At 43.8% G+C, this 20,010-nt stretch carries 18 protein-coding genes; 13 read left to right on the forward strand and 5 right to left on the reverse strand.

Annotation, left to right across the window (positions count from 1 at the left end; genetic code table 11):
* Positions 1-131 precede the first annotated feature (131 nt).
* Complete coding sequence (locus AC1DU2_RS05170; RefSeq protein ID WP_477383164.1) at positions 132-497, forward strand: ApeI family dehydratase; 366 nt, start codon at positions 132-134, stop codon at positions 495-497.
* Positions 494-1,954, forward strand: coding sequence for a cation:proton antiporter domain-containing protein (locus AC1DU2_RS05175; protein ID WP_477383165.1), 1,461 nt, complete (start codon positions 494-496; stop codon positions 1,952-1,954). Before AC1DU2_RS05170 ends, AC1DU2_RS05175 begins: the two co-directional genes overlap by 4 nt.
* Here the strand turns inward: AC1DU2_RS05175 and flxY are convergent.
* Both flxY and acpS read right to left on the reverse strand, forming a co-directional pair.
* Positions 1,935-3,224, reverse strand: a complete 1,290-nt coding sequence (flxY, locus tag AC1DU2_RS05180) for a flexirubin biosynthesis putative acyl-CoA ligase FlxY (protein ID WP_477362451.1) — start codon at positions 3,222-3,224, stop codon at positions 1,935-1,937. The genes AC1DU2_RS05175 and flxY overlap by 20 nt on opposite strands.
* Positions 3,221-3,595 (reverse strand): holo-ACP synthase, encoded by a 375-nt coding sequence (gene acpS, locus AC1DU2_RS05185; protein ID WP_477362449.1) that lies wholly within the window; start codon positions 3,593-3,595, stop codon positions 3,221-3,223. Before acpS ends, flxY begins: the two co-directional genes overlap by 4 nt.
* A 336-nt stretch (positions 3,596-3,931) precedes the next feature.
* On the opposite strand from acpS, the gene AC1DU2_RS05190 reads away from it, so the two are divergent.
* The 11 genes from AC1DU2_RS05190 (at position 3,932) to AC1DU2_RS05240 (ending at position 16,443) form a co-directional block, all read left to right on the forward strand.
* Complete coding sequence (locus AC1DU2_RS05190) at positions 3,932-6,655, forward strand: TonB-dependent receptor (protein WP_477383167.1); 2,724 nt, start codon at positions 3,932-3,934, stop codon at positions 6,653-6,655.
* Positions 6,656-6,672: 17 nt separating this feature from the next.
* Positions 6,673-7,857 carry a right-handed parallel beta-helix repeat-containing protein gene (locus tag AC1DU2_RS05195; protein WP_477362444.1) on the forward strand — a complete coding sequence of 395 codons (1,185 nt, stop codon included), beginning with the start codon at positions 6,673-6,675 and terminating at the stop codon, positions 7,855-7,857.
* Positions 7,858-7,919: 62 nt separating this feature from the next.
* Positions 7,920-8,927: a YncE family protein gene (locus tag AC1DU2_RS05200; protein WP_477362442.1), complete on the forward strand. Its 1,008-nt coding sequence runs from the start codon at positions 7,920-7,922 to the stop codon at positions 8,925-8,927.
* A gap of 6 nt (positions 8,928-8,933) precedes the next feature.
* The gene (locus AC1DU2_RS05205) at positions 8,934-9,953 is read left to right on the forward strand and encodes a metallophosphoesterase (protein ID WP_477383168.1); all 1,020 of its coding nucleotides are present in this window, start codon (positions 8,934-8,936) and stop codon (positions 9,951-9,953) included.
* A gap of 488 nt (positions 9,954-10,441) precedes the next feature.
* Positions 10,442-10,699, forward strand: a complete 258-nt coding sequence (locus tag AC1DU2_RS05210) for an acyl carrier protein (RefSeq protein WP_147053885.1) — start codon at positions 10,442-10,444, stop codon at positions 10,697-10,699.
* Positions 10,700-11,578 carry an LpxL/LpxP family acyltransferase gene (locus AC1DU2_RS05215; protein WP_477383169.1) on the forward strand — a complete coding sequence of 293 codons (879 nt, stop codon included), beginning with the start codon at positions 10,700-10,702 and terminating at the stop codon, positions 11,576-11,578.
* 32 nt (positions 11,579-11,610) lie between these two features.
* On the forward strand, positions 11,611-12,741 hold the full coding sequence (locus tag AC1DU2_RS05220; protein WP_477383170.1) for a beta-ketoacyl synthase N-terminal-like domain-containing protein: 1,131 nt from the start codon (positions 11,611-11,613) through the stop codon (positions 12,739-12,741).
* A gap of 42 nt (positions 12,742-12,783) precedes the next feature.
* Positions 12,784-13,407: a beta-ketoacyl synthase N-terminal-like domain-containing protein gene (locus AC1DU2_RS05225; RefSeq protein WP_477362434.1), complete on the forward strand. Its 624-nt coding sequence runs from the start codon at positions 12,784-12,786 to the stop codon at positions 13,405-13,407.
* An 18-nt stretch (positions 13,408-13,425) separates the two neighbouring features.
* Positions 13,426-14,631 (forward strand): beta-ketoacyl-[acyl-carrier-protein] synthase family protein, encoded by a 1,206-nt coding sequence (locus tag AC1DU2_RS05230; protein ID WP_477383172.1) that lies wholly within the window; start codon positions 13,426-13,428, stop codon positions 14,629-14,631.
* 1 nt (position 14,632) lies between these two features.
* Entirely contained in the window at positions 14,633-15,676 is a 1,044-nt protein-coding gene (locus AC1DU2_RS05235) for a beta-ketoacyl synthase chain length factor (protein ID WP_477383173.1), read from the forward strand.
* Positions 15,670-16,443 carry a polysaccharide deacetylase family protein gene (locus AC1DU2_RS05240; RefSeq protein ID WP_477383174.1) on the forward strand — a complete coding sequence of 258 codons (774 nt, stop codon included), beginning with the start codon at positions 15,670-15,672 and terminating at the stop codon, positions 16,441-16,443. The genes AC1DU2_RS05235 and AC1DU2_RS05240 overlap by 7 nt, the downstream gene beginning before the upstream one ends.
* Positions 16,444-16,466: 23 nt before the next feature.
* On the opposite strand, the gene AC1DU2_RS05245 is transcribed toward AC1DU2_RS05240, so the two are convergent.
* The 3 genes from AC1DU2_RS05245 to AC1DU2_RS05255 all read right to left on the reverse strand — a co-directional run bounded on the left by AC1DU2_RS05245 (position 16,467) and on the right by AC1DU2_RS05255 (position 20,006).
* Positions 16,467-17,507 carry a serine hydrolase domain-containing protein gene (locus AC1DU2_RS05245; protein ID WP_477383175.1) on the reverse strand — a complete coding sequence of 347 codons (1,041 nt, stop codon included), beginning with the start codon at positions 17,505-17,507 and terminating at the stop codon, positions 16,467-16,469.
* Positions 17,508-17,757: 250 nt separating this feature from the next.
* Positions 17,758-18,816 carry a hypothetical protein gene (locus tag AC1DU2_RS05250; protein WP_477383176.1) on the reverse strand — a complete coding sequence of 353 codons (1,059 nt, stop codon included), beginning with the start codon at positions 18,814-18,816 and terminating at the stop codon, positions 17,758-17,760.
* The gene (locus AC1DU2_RS05255; protein ID WP_477383177.1) at positions 18,816-20,006 is read right to left on the reverse strand and encodes a beta-ketoacyl-[acyl-carrier-protein] synthase family protein; all 1,191 of its coding nucleotides are present in this window, start codon (positions 20,004-20,006) and stop codon (positions 18,816-18,818) included. The genes AC1DU2_RS05250 and AC1DU2_RS05255 overlap by 1 nt, the downstream gene beginning before the upstream one ends.
* Between the last annotated feature and the right edge of the window lie 4 nt (positions 20,007-20,010).

The raw sequence follows: 20,010 nt of genomic DNA on the forward strand, positions 1-20,010 counted from the left end.
GCTGAAGGCTCAAAGCATAAGGCAGAAAGCAGAATGCTTTAGTTAAAACATTGATAATATAAAAGAATAAAGCCAAAGGTTTAAAGCAAAAGGCTTTATGCTTTAGGCCTTCAGCTTTAAGCTAAAAATATATGCTCCAGGAATCCTTTTTTCAGTTTACCGCACCACAAACAGATGGTAATACCTCAAAAACAACCATCACGCTAAACGCTGACCACCAGATTTTTGAAGGCCATTTTCCAGGCCAGCCGGTTGTGCCCGGGGTTTGTATGATGCAGATGGTGAAAGAAGTGCTGGAAAACATCGTCGGCACCAAAACAAAACTGCTTAAAGCGGGCGATATGAAGTTTTTGGCCATACTAAACCCGCAGGTAAACAGCACCGCCGATATGCAGGTAACGTATACCACTACCGATGATGGTACGTTAAAGGTAGACGCCGTTATTCAGCATGAGGCCTCCACTTTTTTTAAATTTAAAGGCATATTTAAAAAATGAAGAAATTCAGGAATATATTTTTTTACATCGTCCTTATCGGTGGCTTTTCCTTTTTAATATACCTGGCATTAACAGCAGGCAGCGAGCTTGAAAAAGGCCGTAACATAGTTAAGCTGGCGGCAAGCAGCAAAAGCGCTGTTCACCAGTTTACCGATGGATTGATAAAAAACCTTACCGGGCCCCTGGCTACCTTACTGGCGCAAATAGCCATTATAATAATAGCGGGTAACATGGCAGGATGGGTGTGTAAAAAAATGGGGCAGCCCCGCGTTATAGGCGAAATATTTGCAGGAATATCTTTAGGTCCATCGCTGGTAGGCCGGTTTTTTCCGGCATTGTCTCATGTTGTTTTTCCGGCCCAGTCGTTAGGATCGTTGCAGTTTTTGAGCCAGATTGGCTTAATCATATTCATGTTTGTGATAGGCATGGAGCTTGATTTGCGGGCTATTAAAAGCAAAAGCAAGGATGCCATTGTCATTAGCCACGCCAGTATTATCATTCCGTTTACATTGGGCATCGGGCTGGCTTATTTTATCTATCGTTCGCTGGCTCCTGCCGGGGTGCCTTTCTTCTCGTTTGGTTTATTTATGGGTATCTCCATGAGCATTACGGCGTTCCCGGTTTTGGCACGTATTTGCCAGGAGCGGGGCATTAACAAAACACGCCTTGGCGCTTTGGTAATTACCTGCGCCGCTGCCGATGATATTACCGCATGGTGCCTGCTTACGGTTGTAATAGCAGTGGTTAAGGCGGGCTCGGTAATGAGTTTTGTTTATACAGCCCTAATGGCCATTGCCTATGTGTTGATTATGTTGAAGGGCGTAAAACCGCTTTTAAAGCGCATCTACAGCCGAAACATTAGGCCGGGTTATGTGGGTATGCCGGTGGCTATGTTTTTTTTAACGCTTATTATTTCATCATACGCCACAGAAAGTATTGGCATTCACGCGCTGTTTGGCGCTTTTATGGCCGGCATTGTAATGCCCGATAACATTACCTTTCGCGGGGTGTTTGTGGAGCGCATTAAGGATGTGGCTTTGTTTTTATTGCTGCCCTTGTTTTTTGTTTTTACAGGCTTACGTACGCAGATCGGGTTATTGGATACTCCATACCTATGGGCCATTTGTGGTTTAACTATATTAGTTGCTGTTACCGGCAAATTTGCGGGCAGCGCATCGGCAGCCAAATTTGTGGGCCAAAGCTGGAAGGATAGCCTATCTATAGGTGCGTTAATGAATACCCGCGGCCTGGTTGAGCTTATTGTACTGAATATTGGTTACGACCTGGGCGTACTAAACAAAGAAGTATTTGCCATATTGGTGATTATGGCGCTGGTAACCACCTTCATGACCGTGCCGATATTAAACCTGCTGGATAAGATTTTCGGTAAATCGCCATCGGAAGAAGAACTGCCGGATGAATTGCCCGAGGATGTTTTTATTTCCGGCGATCGATAAATTTAAACGGTTTGCGGCCCGATTCCTTGTACTGCATCTTCTGGATCTCATCATATTGCACATAGGTAACATGCGGGCTTACCCTTAACCTTGCCTGTAAATTGGCACGGATCTTCCGGTCGCACTCATCGGTATAGTTTACCGGCAGGATATGCAGCAGCACTTCGTCCATACCAATTTCGTTGGAGTAAACCTCGGCTACAAAATCCAATATTTCTTCCATCCCATTCAGCAAATCAAAAAGCGACGGCGGATAAAGCGTGGTGCCCTTGAATTTAATCATCTGCTTTTTACGGCCAATAATTGGCGATAAACGTAAGGTGGTTCGCCCACATTCACACGGCTTATCATCATACAGGCAAATATCGCCGGTTTTATAGCGCAGCAAAGGCATGCCTTCAACGCCCAGCGTGGTAATGGTTACTTCTCCGGGTTCGCCGGGGGCAACCTGCTGATTGTTTTCGTCAAGCAGTTCCACAATCAATAATTCAGGCTGATGATGACCGCCTTTACCATACCCGCATTCGGTGAATGCCGTTTGCATTTCGGTTGATGCATAAGTGGAATATAACTTGATATCCCAGGCATCGGTAATTTTTTTACCAAGGATGTTGAGAGAAAAATCGGTGTTCCGGATATTCTCGCCAATACAAACCGCCTTTTTTACCGAACTTGAATTGATATCGATACCATGCTCCTGCGCATATTGTATAAGCTTGTATATAAACGATGGCACGGCAACAATAGCCGTAGGCTTAAGCCGCAAAATGGTATCCCATTGTAACGATGGCACACCAGGCCCCAGGCGAATAATGCCTGCCCCTATTTTGCGAATACCCGAGTAGTATGCCAACCCGGCCATAAACTGCCTGTCGAGTGTCAGCATCAGCTGGTATACGTCGTCGGGCTTGCCATCGGCACAGGTAAAGGAGCTATATTCGTTATAGGTAAGTCGTAAAAGGTCATTCTCGGTAAGGGCGACGGTAACGGGGCTACCCAAAGTGCCCGATGTTGAGCTGTATTCAATGATCTGGTCGCGGCTAACGCACATAAAATCGTCATTACGCTTTTGCAGATCTTCCTTTACCGTTGTAGGGATTAGTTTCAGATCGTCGAGCGTTTTAATATCATCAATGTTGATATTGTTTGCATCAAACAGCTCCTTATAAAAAGGCGAATGAATGTTAAGATAGGCCAGCAATTCCTGCAGTTTTTGTTCCTGCATAGTCACTGTTTGTTCCTGCGAAATAAATGTAGGTTGATCTGTCACTTTTCGATAATTACAACGGCCGATGCGATGGCCTTAAGATGGGTTAATGATACGGAAATTTTCATTGGGCCCTGCTCCCTCAATAATTCGCCGGTTTGGCCAATAAGTGTAAGTTCGGGTTTGCCATCGGCATTGTTACTAATCTCCACTTCGTTAAAAGCGGTACCGTTTAACCAGCCGGTACCCAATGCTTTAAAAAAGGCCTCTTTAGCGGCAAAACGTGCTGCATAGTGCTGGTACTTATCTGCCTTAAGCTCGCAATAAGCTATTTCTTTTTCCGAAAACACAAGTTCTCGAAAGCCGCTGCCTTTTTCAATTTTGACAGCCACTCGGTCAATCTCTATCATATCTATCCCAACACCGGCAACCATCAATCAGTTTTTATGAGTTTAAGTTCGTTTTAAAACGATTTGTCCTGCAACGCAGGCTATCCCGTCATTTACAAAAATAATATTTGGTTTGTTATTAAGTGTATAGGAGCAACCTTTAAGTTTTTCATTGCTTCATTCAACCTTGTTGCTTTAATGCGGAAACTAACGCCGTGAATATTAAGCCAAGGTTAACACACCATGCATGAAATGAGAGGGATAGCGTATCACGTTTTACCATTATTAACAATTGATTACCAATTGATTAAGTTACCTTCCACTTGTCCATTATTCAGAATTTGCACAGGATTGGGCGTGTGCTTTGCAAAAAAAGTAACCATGATGAATAAATTTTACCTGATTGCAGTCTTCATTTTCGCTTCTTCGCTTGCCTACGCCCAGCAGGCAGTTTTAAAAGGACAAGTCGTCGACGATAAAACACATGAGCCCTTAACCGGCGCATATATCCACTTTGATGGCCAAAAAGGGGGTGCCATTTCTGATGCTTTCGGTCACTATGCCATCAATAATATTAAAGCCGGCCAATACAAACTGAAGGTTAAATATATCGGTTATATTGAATATGAACAACGGATTGATTTTACCGAAAACCGGGTTTTAAACCTTGAAATTAAGCTTTCAGAAAAGTCTTTGTCGCTTGAGCAAGTGAGGGTATATGCTAAAGCAAATGCCGAATCAGAAGCATCGTCGAGGAAATCAGAAAAGAATGCCGGTAATATCATCAACGTAATATCCGCGCAAGCCATGCAGCGCTCGCCAGATATTAACGCGGCTAATGCGCTGCAGCGCGTATCGGCGGTAACCATTCAGCGCAACAGCGGCTCGGATGAAGCATACGCCATCATCCGCGGGTTGGAGCCGCGTTATAATAACACCCTTATGAACGGTGTTAAAGTAACCAGCCCCGATCCTGTTTCCCGGTTTGTATCTTTAAGCATAGTACCATCTGATCTTTTAGATAGGATTGAAGTAAGCAAATCATTAACACCAGAAATGGAGGGCGACGCGATAGGCGGAACCGTTAACCTGGTATTTAAAGATGCCCCCGAATACGAATATTTTAAGGCAAATGCGGCCGTGGGGTACAGCGCATTATTTTTTAACCGCAAGTTTGATGATTTTAATCATGGCGCGGTGCAAAGTAAAAGCCCTACCGAAAGGTTTGGGGCCGGCTATGTAGCGCCTGCCGGTTATTTTTCGCGCGCCAATCTTGATTTTACCAAAAAGAATGCCCCGGTTACATCGCTATTGGGGTTTACTTACGGCAGGCGGTTTTTAAAAAACAAACTGGGCTTCATTATTGCCGATAGTTACCAAAATCAATATTACGGCACAAACTCGCAGTTTAATATTGCACAGCCCGATACCAGGGCCGGTAAAAACTTCCAGCCCGTTATATCCGATGTAGCTAACCGGACTTACTCTACCCAGCAATTAAACAATGGCTTGTCTGCCCATATTGATTATAAATTCGATGATAACAACAAAATAGGTATTGATAACGTATTCCTTTACACTCGCCTGGCCCAAACAAGGCTGAGTATTGATACGTCAATATTGGGCGGGAACGGCGGCAGAATAGGCCCCGGTACCGGAACGGTTTTTAATGATAACCGCTCCAATATTCAAAACCAGTATGTAGAAAACCTTAAAGTAAGCGGCAAGCATGTAATTGCCAGCCATTGGCTTTTTGACTGGGCCGGCGTTTACAGTAATGCTACCCAGGATGCGCCAGACCGTGCCGATTTATCTATAAACCACTTAATTAATCCCGACTTTACAAGTACGCCCGATTATTTCAATAACATAACCAGGATTTGGCAAAAAAGCGGTAACAAGGACCTTAGTGGCATGGCTAACCTGGGTTATAAAACCGGCTTAGGGCAAAAAAGCTCCATTGAGCTGAAGGCGGGTGGTTTATATAGGCATAGTACCCGCTTTAACCATCAAAACGAATACATATTAAAAGCGACACCTACCGCAAACGGCGATAAAAGTATATTCACCGACATATATTCGTCAGGATTTGTTGTGTATAACCCTACCGGTACTGACAAGGCCGACAAAACCAACTACACCGCATATGAAGATATTACCGCAGGTTATGGCGAAGCTAAGCTGACCGTTGGTAACCTAGACATTGTTGCAGGTGTGCGCGTTGAAGGTACCAAACAGGGATATGATACGCACCCCGTGGTATTAGACTCGTTAAGTAACGCCAAAAAAACATATACAGATGTTTTACCAAGCATACAGTTAAAATACAAGCTGAACGACCAGTCGAACTTAAGGGCATCCTATTTTAAATCAATAGCACGACCGTCATTGTATGAGCTGGTACCAACTCCAACCCTGGGCGAAAGCACAGATGTTACCGGTAACCCTAATGTTAAGCACACCGAAGCTGATAATTATGATATACGCTATGAACTATATCCCGGCAAGGAAGAGCAGTTTTTTTTAGGCGCTTTTTATAAAAACATTTCCAATCCCATTGAGTTTGCTTTAAAAGATTTAAGTGGCGGCCAGCTAAACACGCAGCCGCAAAACTTTGGCACTGCAAAGGTAACCGGGGCCGAAATTGTTTATAGCAGGTTTTTTGGCAACTTAGGCGTATCCGGTAACTATACCTACACCTACTCTAACATAAAATCGCCAAAAGTTGTACCAGAAGCTGGTTCAGTAAACGGACAACCTGTAATTAAATACCAAAGCAGGCCACTTCAGGGGCAAACCGGCGATGTATTTAACATCTCATTATTATACAAAAACGACAAGCAAAAGGAATTTATTCAGTTAGCATATACCTATACCAGCAAAACGTTATCCCTGGTGTACCCTAACTATGGTTATGATTATTATCAGCAGCCACAATCATTTTTAGCCCTCTCGGCCGAGAAACAGGTTGCTAAACATTTTGTGCTGGCGGCAAAAATCAACAACCTGCTCAATACGCCTACAACTGTAAAAATTAACAATTTATTACAGTCAAAGGATTTATATAACGTGAGTTTCAATTTGGGTTTCCGTTATTCACTTTAACCTAATACACCATCAACATGAAATCAAATAAAATATATTTAATAATAACAGGGTTAATGATTACCACTATCATCTCCTGTAAAAAAGCCGAGATCACCACCTTCGACAAAATAAAAATACCCACCTCAAGCCCTCTAAAAGCAGGTGACATCAGTGGCTTTGTTAAGGGTACGCTAATTGGCGGCCAAACTTATACGGTAACAGCAGATCTGACTGTTAAAAAAGGCGACACGTTATCGGCGCAGCCAGGTGCCATTGTGATTGTTAAAAACAACGCCCAAATTAATATCCAGGGTGTGCTGCAATTATTGGGCACTAAAAGTCAGCCTGTTTCTTTTAACTCCGATAGCAATCAACCCGGTACCTGGGGCGGTTTTCAATGCGATACTGCGCAGGCTATTACCATTAAATGGACGCATGTTGATAACACGGGAGGCCCCGACGATGGCGGCAGTGCGCGCGGTACACTTAAAGTGAAAAAGAATATCAATGTAGATATTGAAGATTCATGGTTTACAAACGGCCAGGACGACTTGATGGCGATAGGTGGCGGTGCAACTGTTACTATTTTAAGAAACACCATCAGCTCTTCGGGCAGTACTGATGGCGAGGGTATTAATTTAAAAACGGGGGTAACAGGCGTTGTTGCCTACAATGTAATATTTAGCCAGGCGGGCAGCGGTATAAAGTTGGAAACAAGCTCTAAAATACCTTTCCCTCAAACTGAAGTTAACGTTTATAACAATACGCTTGTATCTAATGGCTGGCGAAGGGGCGCTGCAGAGCCAGGCCGCGGTGTTTCTGTTGGTGTTAACGCCATAGGGCATATTTATAACAATATTATTGTAAACTGTTTCCACGGCCTTGAGCTGTTTGATGACGGCGACCTTGTAAAAACCACTTATGGAAATAACTTGTTTTACGGTACGGTAGATAGCTACCAGGGTGTAAACATCAGGGACGGCTTTTATCCGGCATCGGGCAAGGGTGTACCGCAATCAACAGACCTGATATCTAAAAGCGTGAATAACTTTAATCCCTTATTTGTGCAATTTGACGGTACCGTTTTAGCCCCTAATGGCTTTCCAAATACCAATAATTTTCAACTGCAAAGTGGCTCGCCGGCATTTGGAAGGGGTAACCCCAAATACAACCAGGACCTTGGCGCTTACACCACCGATGGAAATGGCAACCAGCACTAAACTATAAATATTTGATATGGGCGGGCGTATTGCCTGCCCTTTTTACACTAAAACATAAACACATGAAAACCAGCGCGTATAAGGTACTTTCGTTCATTTTATTTATTTCGGCACCGTTCTTCGCATCGGCTCAAAAATTGAGCTATGTAGCTGATAAGACAATCCCCCTGCCGGGTAACGGCGGCTACGATTATGTATATATCGACCAGGTTAACCAGGTGCTTTACGCGTCGCACGGTACCGCAGTAAACGTAGTTGATTTAAAAACCGAAAAAGTTATAGGTACCATTGGCGAGATGAAAGGCGTACACGGCATTGCCATTGTAAACGAACTTGGCCGTGGCTTTATCAGCGATGGCAAAGCCAACGCTGTTATTGCTTTTGATATTAAAACCCTTAAGGTGATTAAAGAGATCCCGGTAACAGGCAACGGTGCCGATGGCATTATTTATGATCGATACTCCAAACAAATATTCGCTTTTGAGGGGCATAGCAGTGCTGTTGTTGTGGTCGATCCTAAAGAGTTAAAACAGGTAACCTCGATAGACATGGGCGGCGCGCCCGAATTTGCCGTTGCCGATGGCAAAGGATTAGTTTATGCTAACCTGGAAGATAAAAGCACCTTAAATGTTATTGATGCCAAAGCCTTAAAAGTAATAAAAAACTACCCGCTTAATCCTTGCGGTGGCCCTACGGGTTTAGCTTTAGACAACCAAAACCATCGTTTGTTTACGGTTTGCCGCGAAAATAAGGGCATGAGTGTTATTGATGCCGGTACAGGTAAAGTTGTGCAAACCCTTCCTATCGGCGCGGGCGTAGACGCTGTAGTTTATGATGCGGTAAACAAGCTGGTTATCGCATCAAACGGCGATGGAACAGCCACCGTTTTTAAGCAGGATTCGCCGGATTCTTATACGCTTGTTCAAACCATAACTACCCAAAACAGGGCCAAAACAATGGCTATTAACCTGGCCACCCACAAACTATATTTTCCGGTGGTTGATTTTCAGCCTGGCACAAAAACGCCGTTGGCAGATAGCTTTAAATTATTGGTTTACCGGTTAAATTAATACAGCATGAAACGCAGAGACTTTGTAAGAAACGCCGCAATCGGGGCGCTTGGGGCCGCAGTAATAAGCCCGCTGGCAAGTATAGCCGAAACCGGTAACGTTACTTATTTTGAGAGTGATGACCTATCGCCAAGCGCATCTATTAAAGACGACTTCGCGCTCCATTTTATGGCCATTGGCGATTGGGGCCGCAACGGCGAATACGACCAGCTGGAAGTAGCTAAACAAATGGGGCAATGGGGCGCAGAACATCCTAATAACTTTGTTATTTCAGTTGGCGATAACTTTTATCCCAAAGGCGTAGTAAGCGAAAACGATCCGTTGTGGCATTACTCGTTTGAAAACATCTATACAGCCCACTCCCTGCAATGCGATTGGTACCCGGTATTTGGCAATCATGATTATCATTCAGACGTTGATGCACAGATCAGGTATAGCAAAATGAGCCGCCGGTGGAACATGCCAGCCCGCTATTATTCAAAAGAAATAGGACTGGGGAAAGATAAAGACAAAGAGATTAGGACTGCCTCAAAAGAAAAAACCAAGGACAAAGTGCTGTTTGTGATGATAGATACAGATCCGTTTTTACATGGAGACAAAACTGATTATGTGGCAACCCAGATGAAGTGGTTAAACGAAACGCTTGATAAAGCTTCGCCGGATGTAAAATGGAAGATTGTGGTAGGCCACCACCCCTTTTGTACCGTTGGCCCGCGCATTAATAATATTGATACCATCACCATAAAAAAGGCGTTGTATCAAACTCTAAACGATCATAAAGTAGATATATACCTATCTGGTCATGAGCACTCCCTGCAACATTTAAAATTAGATGGCATAACCCACCAGTTTATTTCAGGTGCCGGGTCGGAGCTTACCAAAGTTACCGAAGGACAGCCATACAGCCGTTTCCAGGCGTCTGAGCATGGTTTTATGTATTTTTCGATCGACAGCAACCGCTTAAACGTAAAAGCGGTAAATTATGAAGGAAAGGTATTATATGAAACCGAACTCAAGAAAGTTTGAAAAAAATCTCTAGTCAGTTCGAAGCCCTGGATTTATCCGGGGCTTTTTTGATATCATAGAAATATCGCCCCACCACTGTGGCATGCCATAGCAAAGGTTCCAATTATACCTGTAAATATTTTATATGCCATACCCAAAAAATGAATAAATGTTTTTATTATTTTGTATTTTTGTAAAATCGCTTAATTAATTTTATTAATTAACTGTTATTATTTTTTCCTTAACGTAGGAATTAATTAAAGTGAGTATGGATTATGGTGCAGAAATAAGTTTTAAGGCCGTTGGTTAAGCCAAAGCAGCTGTTCATGTAACAACCTAAATCGTTCTTTATAAAAACCATTAAGTGAGTCACTTTTAAAATATCCGGTAAACGGTATATCCGCAAACACTAAATAAATAACATATTTAAAAACTTTTACAACCTATTACATAACACTTGGATGTCGCCCTGATTCATCCAAAATGTTAGCTAATTAATTTAAACCATTATGCAAACTGAAGAGATCATTGCAAAAATTAATTCCTTCCTGTCTGAAGAATTTGAGGTAGATGTTGATACCATTACACCCGATGCTGTTTTAAAAGATACACTTGGTTTAGATAGCCTGGATTATATAGACCTGGTGGTGGTTATTGAAACTAATTTTGCGTTTAAGGTGCAGCCCGAAGATTTTACCGGCATTGTTACCTTCCAGGATTTTTACGATTACGTAGCAACTAAAGTACAGCCGAAGGAGCTTGTTTAAATGTCGTCCTGGAAAGGAAAATCAAAAGGGAAACCCTGGGGGTATTCGGTATTTCTGGCTATTTTAAAATATGGCGGGGTTAGTCCCGCTTATTTTTTGCTAAGGTTTGTATCATTCTACTATGTAGTTTTCTCTTACCAATCGTCAAAAAGCATTTACTACTATTTTAATAGCCGGCTGGGCTACAACCGCATTAAATCGCTTTGGATGGTTTACCAAAACTATTATGTTTTTGGCCAAAGCATTATTGATAAGGTAGTGGTCATGTCGGGCATCCGCAACAAGTTTACTTTTGAGTTTGATGGCAGGCCTAACCTGGATAGCATTGCCGCTTTGGGCAAAGGTGGCCTGCTTTTAAGCGCCCACATTGGCAGCTGGGAAATTGCCGGCGATTTGCTGAAGCATATTAACACCCGCATTAACATTGTGATGTTTGATGGAGAGGACCAGCAGATAAAAGCTTTTATGGAACGGGTTACCGGCAAACTAAGCGTTAATATCATAGTTATTAAAGATGATATCTCGCACATCTTCAAAATCAACGAAGCTTTTCAGAATAACGAGCTGGTATGCATGCATGCCGACCGGTACCTGGAGGGCAATAAAACCATCACCAAAAACTTTTTGGGCGAGGACGCCAAATTTCCATTAGGACCATTTATCCTGGCCCAAAAATTTAAAGTCCCGGTAGCCTACGTTTTTGCCATGAAGGAAACTAAGTTTCACTATCATTTTTATGCCAGCACAATTAAGGAATATTTACATTTGGGCAAAGAAGCCGGGATGGAGCAAATGACCAATGATTTTGTGGGCGAGATGGAAAAATACGTGAAAAAGTATCCCGGGCAATGGTATAATTACTATAATTTTTGGCAATAAAAACAAGTAATGAGAGGAGCTGTTTGTAAGTAATGAAGTCCGTTTTTATTGTTGCTGATAATATCCTGTCACCTATAGGCAGTACCTCTGCCGAAAATTTTGATAAGCTTACCCAAAACATTTCGGGAGTTAAAGAGCATCCGGTGGGCGATAAATCGGCGGTCCCCTTTTACGCGTCCTTATTTAATGATGGCCAGGAGTTTTTAACTGCGCCAGGCAACTACACAAAATTTGAGCAGTTATTAATAGCATCCATTACAGATGCATTAAAAGACAGTGGTATAGATACTGCAGATAAAAAAACAATTCTCATTATCTCCACCACCAAAGGCAATATCAGCATGCTGGAAACAGACGCCGATAATCCTGATTTAAACCATCGCATTGCGCTGCCAACATCAGCCAAATTAGTTGCCGAAAGGTTTGGGTTCGTGAATAAGCCGCTGATAGTTTCGCATGCCTGTATCTCGGGCTTAATGGCTATGATTACCGGAATGCGCCTGATCCAGGCCGGGCAGTATGATAATGCGGTCGTGGTTGGCGGCGATGTGATCACCCGGTTTGTGCTATCGGGTTTCCAATCATTTCAGGCTATTAGTTCGCAGCCATGCAAACCATTTGATTTAAACCGGGATGGCATTAACCTTGGCGAGGGCGCTGCTACGGTTATCCTATCGACAAACAAACAACGCGCAGACGACGTTCAACTGGCAGGCGGTTCGGTAAGTAACGATGCCAACCATATTTCGGGGCCGTCAAAAACCGGCGAAGAACTTTTTTATGCCATTGAGGCTGCTTTAAAAAGCGCGGAAGTTGCGGCAGAGAATATCGATTTTATATCTGCACACGGCACGGCCACTATTTATAACGATGAGATGGAAGCCAAAGCAATAAATTTGGCCGGAATGCAAAACATCCCTGTTAATAGTTTAAAAGGATATTACGGGCATACGCTTGGCGCTTCGGGCCTTATAGAGGCGATAGTGGCAGCTCATTCCTTAAAGCACAACACCATTATCCCCTCCAGGGGATTTAATGAGTTGGGGGTTACCCAATTATTGAATGTAGCTAAAGAGATACAAACTATACCTTTGGCCGCTTGCTTAAAAACAGCATCTGGTTTTGGAGGCTGTAACGCGGCAATTGTACTGAGGAAAAGCTGAAAGCCTAAGGCGGAAAGCTTAAAGCAAATAATAGATATAAGATTGACAGAAGCACTACATATTACATCGCACTGCGTCATTAGCAATAATGTTGTTTACGGCAATGGCATTCCTGTTTTTGAAAATAAGGGTGTTGATGCCGGGGCGTTCCTGCTTTCGGTTTACCAGTTTCTGGAGGTTAAGTACCCCAAGTTTTATAAAATGGATAACCTGTCCAAATTGGGTTTGCTGGCATCGGAAGTATTGCTGAAGGATAGCGATATCAGTGAAAAATATAAAGAACAGGAAGTTGGTATCGTTTTAGCAAACTCCAATTCCAGCCTGGATGCCGACATTAAATATTACGACCAGGCCAAAACTATTGCCAGCCCCGCCTTGTTTGTGTATACCTTGCCCAATATCGTTATCGGCGAGATCAGCATTAAAAACAAGTTTAAGGGCGAGAACGCTTTTTTTGTTTTTGAGGCTTTTGATGCCGCATTTATACAGCAGTACGTGGCATATTTATTAAATAATAATATATTGCAAGCCTGCATTTGCGGCTGGGTTGATGTGCTGAAGGAAGATTACAAAGCCGTTTTATACCTGGTAGAAAAGAACGTAAGCCCAACATCGGCGCCGTTTAGTGCAGAAAATTTAAATAACATTTACCTGTTGGCTAAATAGCCGGCAAATAATATAGTAATGAGCAAAACTGTTTTTGTAGCGGGTGTAGGTGTAATTTCGGGTATTGGCAACAATACTGCCGAATGCCTTAACGCGCTCGCGAACAGCCGCGCAGGTATTGATAAAATTAAATACCTGCAAACCGTACATCAAGACACTTTCCCGGTTGCCGAAGTTAAATTGAGCAATAATGAATTGGCCCAATTATCAGGCTTCGGGCCCGGTATAAGCCGCACAGCCATGCTAAGCCTCATCGCCGCGAGGGAAGCAAAAAAAGACGCAGGCATCCAAAATTTCGCATCATTACGCACGGGCTTTATATCGGCCAACACCGTGGGTGGTATGGATAAAACCGAAGATTTTTTTGTACAATTTATGGCCAACCCGGCAAAAGGTAAACTGCGTAATGTGGTTAACCACGAATGCGGCAAAGTGACCGAATTAGTAGTGGATGAATTGGGGATAAAAAATTATATAAGTACTATCAGTACGGCCTGTTCATCATCTGCCAATGCCATTATGTATGGCGCAAGGCTCATCAAAAATAACATACTTGATGTGGTTATAGCCGGCGGCACTGATGCGCTTACCCGCTTTACCCTAAACGGCTTTAATACGCTCATGATATTGGACAACCAGTATTGCCAGCCCTTTGACGCCAACCGCCGTGGCTTAAACCTTGGCGAGGGCGCCGGGTATATTACCCTGGTATCTGAACGGGTTGCGGCAGGGATGCAAAAAGCGCCTTATTGTACTTTGAGCGGTTACTGTAACGCCAACGACGCCTACCATCAAACCGCTTCATCGCCCGATGGCACAGGCTCCTTTATGGCTATGGAGGGTGCTTTAAAAATGAGCGGGTTAAAGCCGGAAGATATAGGCTACATTAACCTGCACGGTACCGGTACCCAAAACAACGATAACTCCGAAGGGACTGCTATAAAGCGACTATTCGATCCGCATTTCCCTAAAATGAGCTCTACCAAATCATTCACCGGCCATACGCTGGGCGCAAGCGCAGGTATCGAGGCTGTATTTTCGGCACTCTCGGCCCAACAGGGATTTATTTACCCCAACCTTCGGTTTGAAACACAGATTGCCGATCATCCTTTTGCGCCTGAAACAAGTTTTACACAAAACGCAGATTTAAACCATGTACTTTCCAATTCCTTTGGTTTTGGCGGGAACTGTTCGTCATTAATATTTTCAAAACTACCGGCCTGATATGTATATACGTTCAACAGCAAACATATCGCCTCAAAAAACATTCGGAAACGTCCCGTTCCTGGATGAAGTAGTAGTTTATGACTGCAATAGACTCAGCTGCGTTACGCCCGATTACAAAGAGATCATCGATCCAAAACTCATCCGCCGCATGAGCCGGGTTATCAAAATGGGGGTAGCATCTGCCATGGCCTGTTTGCAGGATGCGGGAGTAACCAACCCCGATGCCATTATTACCGGCACGGCCTACGGTTGCCTGGAAGATACCGGCGTGTTTTTAAGTAAAATGGTTGAACGCGCCGAAGAGTTACTTACCCCAACATCGTTCATACAATCAACCCACAACACCATTGGCGCACAGGTGGCTTTGCTGCTGCATTGCAACAACTACAACAACACGTTTGTAAATGGTGGCTCATCGTTTGAAAGTTCCCTGCTTGACGCGCAGATGCTATTGCAGGAAGGTGAGGCCAAAAACGTACTGGTAGGGGGTATTGACGAGATAACCGATATCAGCCACAGCATACTGAGCAGGTTTGGCTTATATAAACGGGGTGCTATCTCCAATACCGACCTTTATAGTGCCAATTCAAAAGGCACCGTTGCAGGTGAAGGCTCGGCATTTTTCCTGTTAACCAATGAAGCATCCGGAAACGACCTGGCTAAACTGGATGCAATCGCCACGTTTTATAAACCGGACAGCCATGCAGCTATTGAACAACAAATTGAATCGTTCCTGGCAGCACAAGACCTTAGTATGTATGATATTAGCCTGGTGGTAGCAGGTAATAACGGTGATGCCCAAAATGATGCAGTTTACGACTACCTGGAGGGCTCGTTATTTAACTACTGTAATGTTACCAGGTATAAACACCTGTGTGGCGAGTACCCCACATCATCCGCCTTTGCGTTATGGTATGCTGCCCAAATCGTCAAAACAAACACCATTCCGGGGTCGGAACCTATTACCCCAATTAAAAAAATATTGGTTTATAACCATTACCAAAACACCAATCACTCGTTAATGTTGCTATCAGCGTGCTAACATTCAGAAACACCAATATTGCATTCATCGTCCTGCTGGGTTTTGCCACCTGGGCCGACAAAACATATGGGGTAAGCTGGCTGGCCTATGGGGCAATTATCCTGGCGTATTCACTCATTGTTGCCTATGGCTGCTATTTTGTAAACTCCGCCTTTTTTATGCCGATGTACTGCTCGGCTAAAACAACCGATAAAGTAATAGCGATAACTTTTGACGATGGCCCGGTACGTGACGGGACTCCGCAAGTTTTACAAATTTTGAAAGAAGCAGAAGTAGAAGCTGCTTTTTTTTGCATTGGCGAGTGTATTGCAGGCAATGAAGCCATCATCAGGCAACTAAACGCCGAAGGCCATATGATTGGCAACCATAGTTATACACACGCGGCCTTGTTTGATCTTTTTCCATCAAAAAAAATGCTTGCCGAAATGCAGCAGGTAGACAGCGACTTGTATAATGTTATTGGTAAAAAAACAAGGCTATTCCGCCCACCTTATGGGGTGATGAATCCTAATTTAAAAAAGGCCATTGTTAAAGGAAATTATTTGCCCATCGGTTGGAACGTACGATCGTACGATACCATGGCTACCGATCCTGATGCGCTTTTGCAAAAAATAACCCTGCAAATCGAGCCAGGAGCAATCTTTTTATTTCACGACAGGTGCCCGGTTACGGTGGCTATGCTGCCTGATTTTTTAAAAGAGATTAATGCCAGGGGATATCAGGTTGTGCGGGTTGATAAGATGCTGGGGCTACCAGCTTACGATTAAGCACGATCCTATTATATGGAAACTCACTTACACCCCGGAATTATATACTTCGCCAGCAAATCAAAAGCCCGTTTGGCCTTCCAGTTATTGTAATTGCCCTGGGTAAATACCACCACCAGATCCATATCTTTAATAATCATAATGTACTGCCCGCCATTTCCCGATGCAAAAACAACGTCTTCTGTATAACCCTGGGCTTTTATCTTTTCGTTGTACCAGTAATAGCCATAATATGCAGGTTGCGGCGTGGCCATTTTATTCCTGCTCAATTTAACAAACGAAAAATCGGGAATTGAAATAGTGGCTGTGGTTGATGCCCTGAGCCATTGTGCCGATACTATCTGTTTTCCCTGCCAAACGCCATTGTTCTTTACCAGCAGTCCAATTTTAATCATATCCTTTGGCAGCAGAAAAAAAGAACCGGCGGTGGCACCGTGGCCGGTCGGGTCGACTGTCCAGTGGTAGTTAGTAATCTCCAACGGATCAAACAAATATTTTTTTGCAAAGGCCATAACAGACATATGGGAGGCATTACTGATAATACCACTAATGATCATTGGGTTACATGATGTATAGTTCCAAACCGTACCGGGATTGTTTTTCATAGGCAAATCCAGCGAAAACTTCACCCAGTCTTTGGTTTCTACCATTTCGGTTTCGCAATCCTTACCGTCATCATCCCATTCATTGCAATCAAAGCCAGACCGCATCTCTAACAGGTTTTTAATGGTGATGAGTTGTTTCCGTGCATCATTGTTGGCAAATGATTTATACTCAGGGAAAAACGCATAAACCTTTTGATCTGCATTTTTCACAAAGCCTTTATCAATGGCAATGCCCATCAGCAGGCTGGTTATAGATTTAAATGACGACCGGGAATCATGCACCGAATCAGCAGTATAACCGTTAAAATAATGCTCATAAACCAGCTTGCCGCCTTTAGATATCAAGATGCTGTGGATGCCGGTGTATTCCTGCTTTGCGATGGTGTGGGTCATCGAATCTAACAAAGCATGTGTTTGCGCATGTGCCCAATTGGATAGAAAGAAGAAAATGAGGGTCAAAAATTTTAATGGAGACGGCATATTCCTGCTGATAATGGCTGATAAAACATTAAACCATTCAGAAGATAAGACGCATGGGATAATGGCGCGTTGCAGGAAGCGTTATTATCCTTTCGTTCTTTCAGTCGCGGGGTTTTAACCCGTGACTACTGCGGGTTTCAGCTTTCAGCTGAACTAAGCCGGAGGCTTAAACCAGGTTAACCCACGAGTTACGTTACGCTAACCTCGCGGGAGGTTTATTTGTGAAGGATTATTTAGGCAACCTCACCAGCATGCAACTATGTTGCCCAACTTTATGGGTGTTGTATATCAGTATATTTTTAAAGTTGCTTGCTTCACCTTTTCTTTTGATTATATGCTGCGGCATGGTCAACACCCCGCTAACAAAATTGCAGGCCAGCCAAAGTGCAAAAGATGATGCCGTTGGATACTCGCCACACATGTGTTTAAAACGGGCTATGGTGGTATGTTTATCAAACAAGCTATCGCAGGAGGTATAAAAAGGGAGCGAGCGTTTGTCGCCATTTTCGCCGGTTAACAGCAGGTCTGGCCGTTCGCCTTCAGCAAGGTTTTCTTCAATGAACCTTTTAATGCGCGCTTTAATTACATCAACGTCGGCACTATGTATGGTAGTTATGGCTTTCAGTTGTGCTATGGCGTTTTGTTTATCATTACCCACCATAAACATAGCTGCGGCTTCGCCGGATAGGCTGCCATCGGTTGTAGAACGGTACATGTCGCTGTTCAGGCAATCTTCTTTTTTAAACCAGCCCGCAAGCGTATCAAGGGTGTAGTTGTTGAAAGAAATTTCATCAACGCCACCCAATAAATAGCGGCTATGCGGGTTTTCATTCAGCAGCATGGCTGCATCAATAACCGCGTTTTCAAAAGCCAGCCCACGGTGAACATGGGTAAGGTTATAGTTCTTATTATTGCTGATGAGCGCTATTTGCGACGATATGGTATTGGGGGTACCCTGCACAAAACTTCCGGGTGTAAGCATATCCTCGTTATACTCAATAATCTGGTTCAGGAACTTACCATTCTCCTCCATCCCGCTCACCTGGGTGCCTATGATTATGCCATTGGGCTGTACGGCGTCAGCAAGCAGCGGCAGGGCGGCTCCCGAACCGATGCGGGTACTTTTACTCATCCGGCGCAAAGCATTGCCTTTAAACTGCGGATAAGCAGGCTCAATAGCATACAGCTTATTATCAACCGAAGGGCGAAGCGTTTCAATATCAATATTTTCTCCAAACGTTTGCTGTGGAGAAATACAAGTGGTTTTGTAGATATACAACTTCATCATTAAGCTTTTGAAAAAATTAATGATGTACAATTCCCGCCAAAACCAAACGAGTTACTCATTACATTTGTTATAGTAGCTGCCCTGTTAAGTAGTACCGGTTCAAGGCCAATATCAGTTATCGGCACATTAAAATTCAAATTAGGGTATAGCTCCTGCCTGTCTATATTCAGGACGCTGTAAACCGCCTCAATAGCGCTGGCTGCGCCAAGGGTATGCCCGGTAAAGCCTTTGGTAGATGCAAAATCGGGCAGGGAGTCAAACAGGCGCAGCATGGCACGGCTTTCTACCTCGTCGTTATTTTCGGTGCCGGTGCCGTGCGCGTTAATAAAATCAATAGCAGCCGGGTTTAAGCCAGCATTGTCCAAAGCATATTTCATAGCCAGGTATGGCCCATCTCCTTCGGGTGATAATGATGAAGGATGATAAGCATCGTTGGCATTTCCATAACCGCTCACCACGGCATAGATTTTTTTGCCTGCTGCATCTGCCTGCTTCTCTAACACTAAAAACGCTGCGCCTTCGCCTAAATTTAGCCCTTTACGATTTTGATCGAAGGGTGCACAAGCTTCATCCGAAAGAATACGCAGGGCGTTAAAACCATTAACTGTAAATTTGGCCAGGCTATCGGCCCCACCTACTATGACACGATTTGCCAGCCCGTTTTTTATCAGTCGGCAACCGTACATAATGGCATTTGCCGATGACGAGCATGCTGTATTCAGGGTGTTAACTACTCCTGTTATACCATAACGCGTTTGGATATGTAGGTTTACCGATGCATAATCGTATGATTTTACATATTCAATGTGTTCGGTGTCGCCATGGGTATTGGCATATAACTCGTCGGTAAGGCACATGCCGCCTACGGTTGTAGCGCCCACAAGGGCAGTATCGGTAGCTGTTAGTTGGTTTGGGGTTAATCGGGCATCGGCAATAGCTTCATTAAACGCGTGCAAGGCAAGCAGGCTGGTGCGGGTAACACCCGGCTCCGTTACACCAAGTTTCTCTTTCAATTCTTCGGTGCCTGTCAATACCTCACCAAAAGGCAAAAGTCCCGAATACCTTGAAGGGAAATTACCACCGCCTTTTATAATACCGGTTTTGCCCAGTACCAATGCCGCGTGATTTTCAGCTACCGAATGGCCAATAGCACTAATCACACCAATCCCGGTTACTACAATCCTGTCCAATTTT

The organism is Mucilaginibacter sp. P4_C11, from assembly GCF_056402115.1.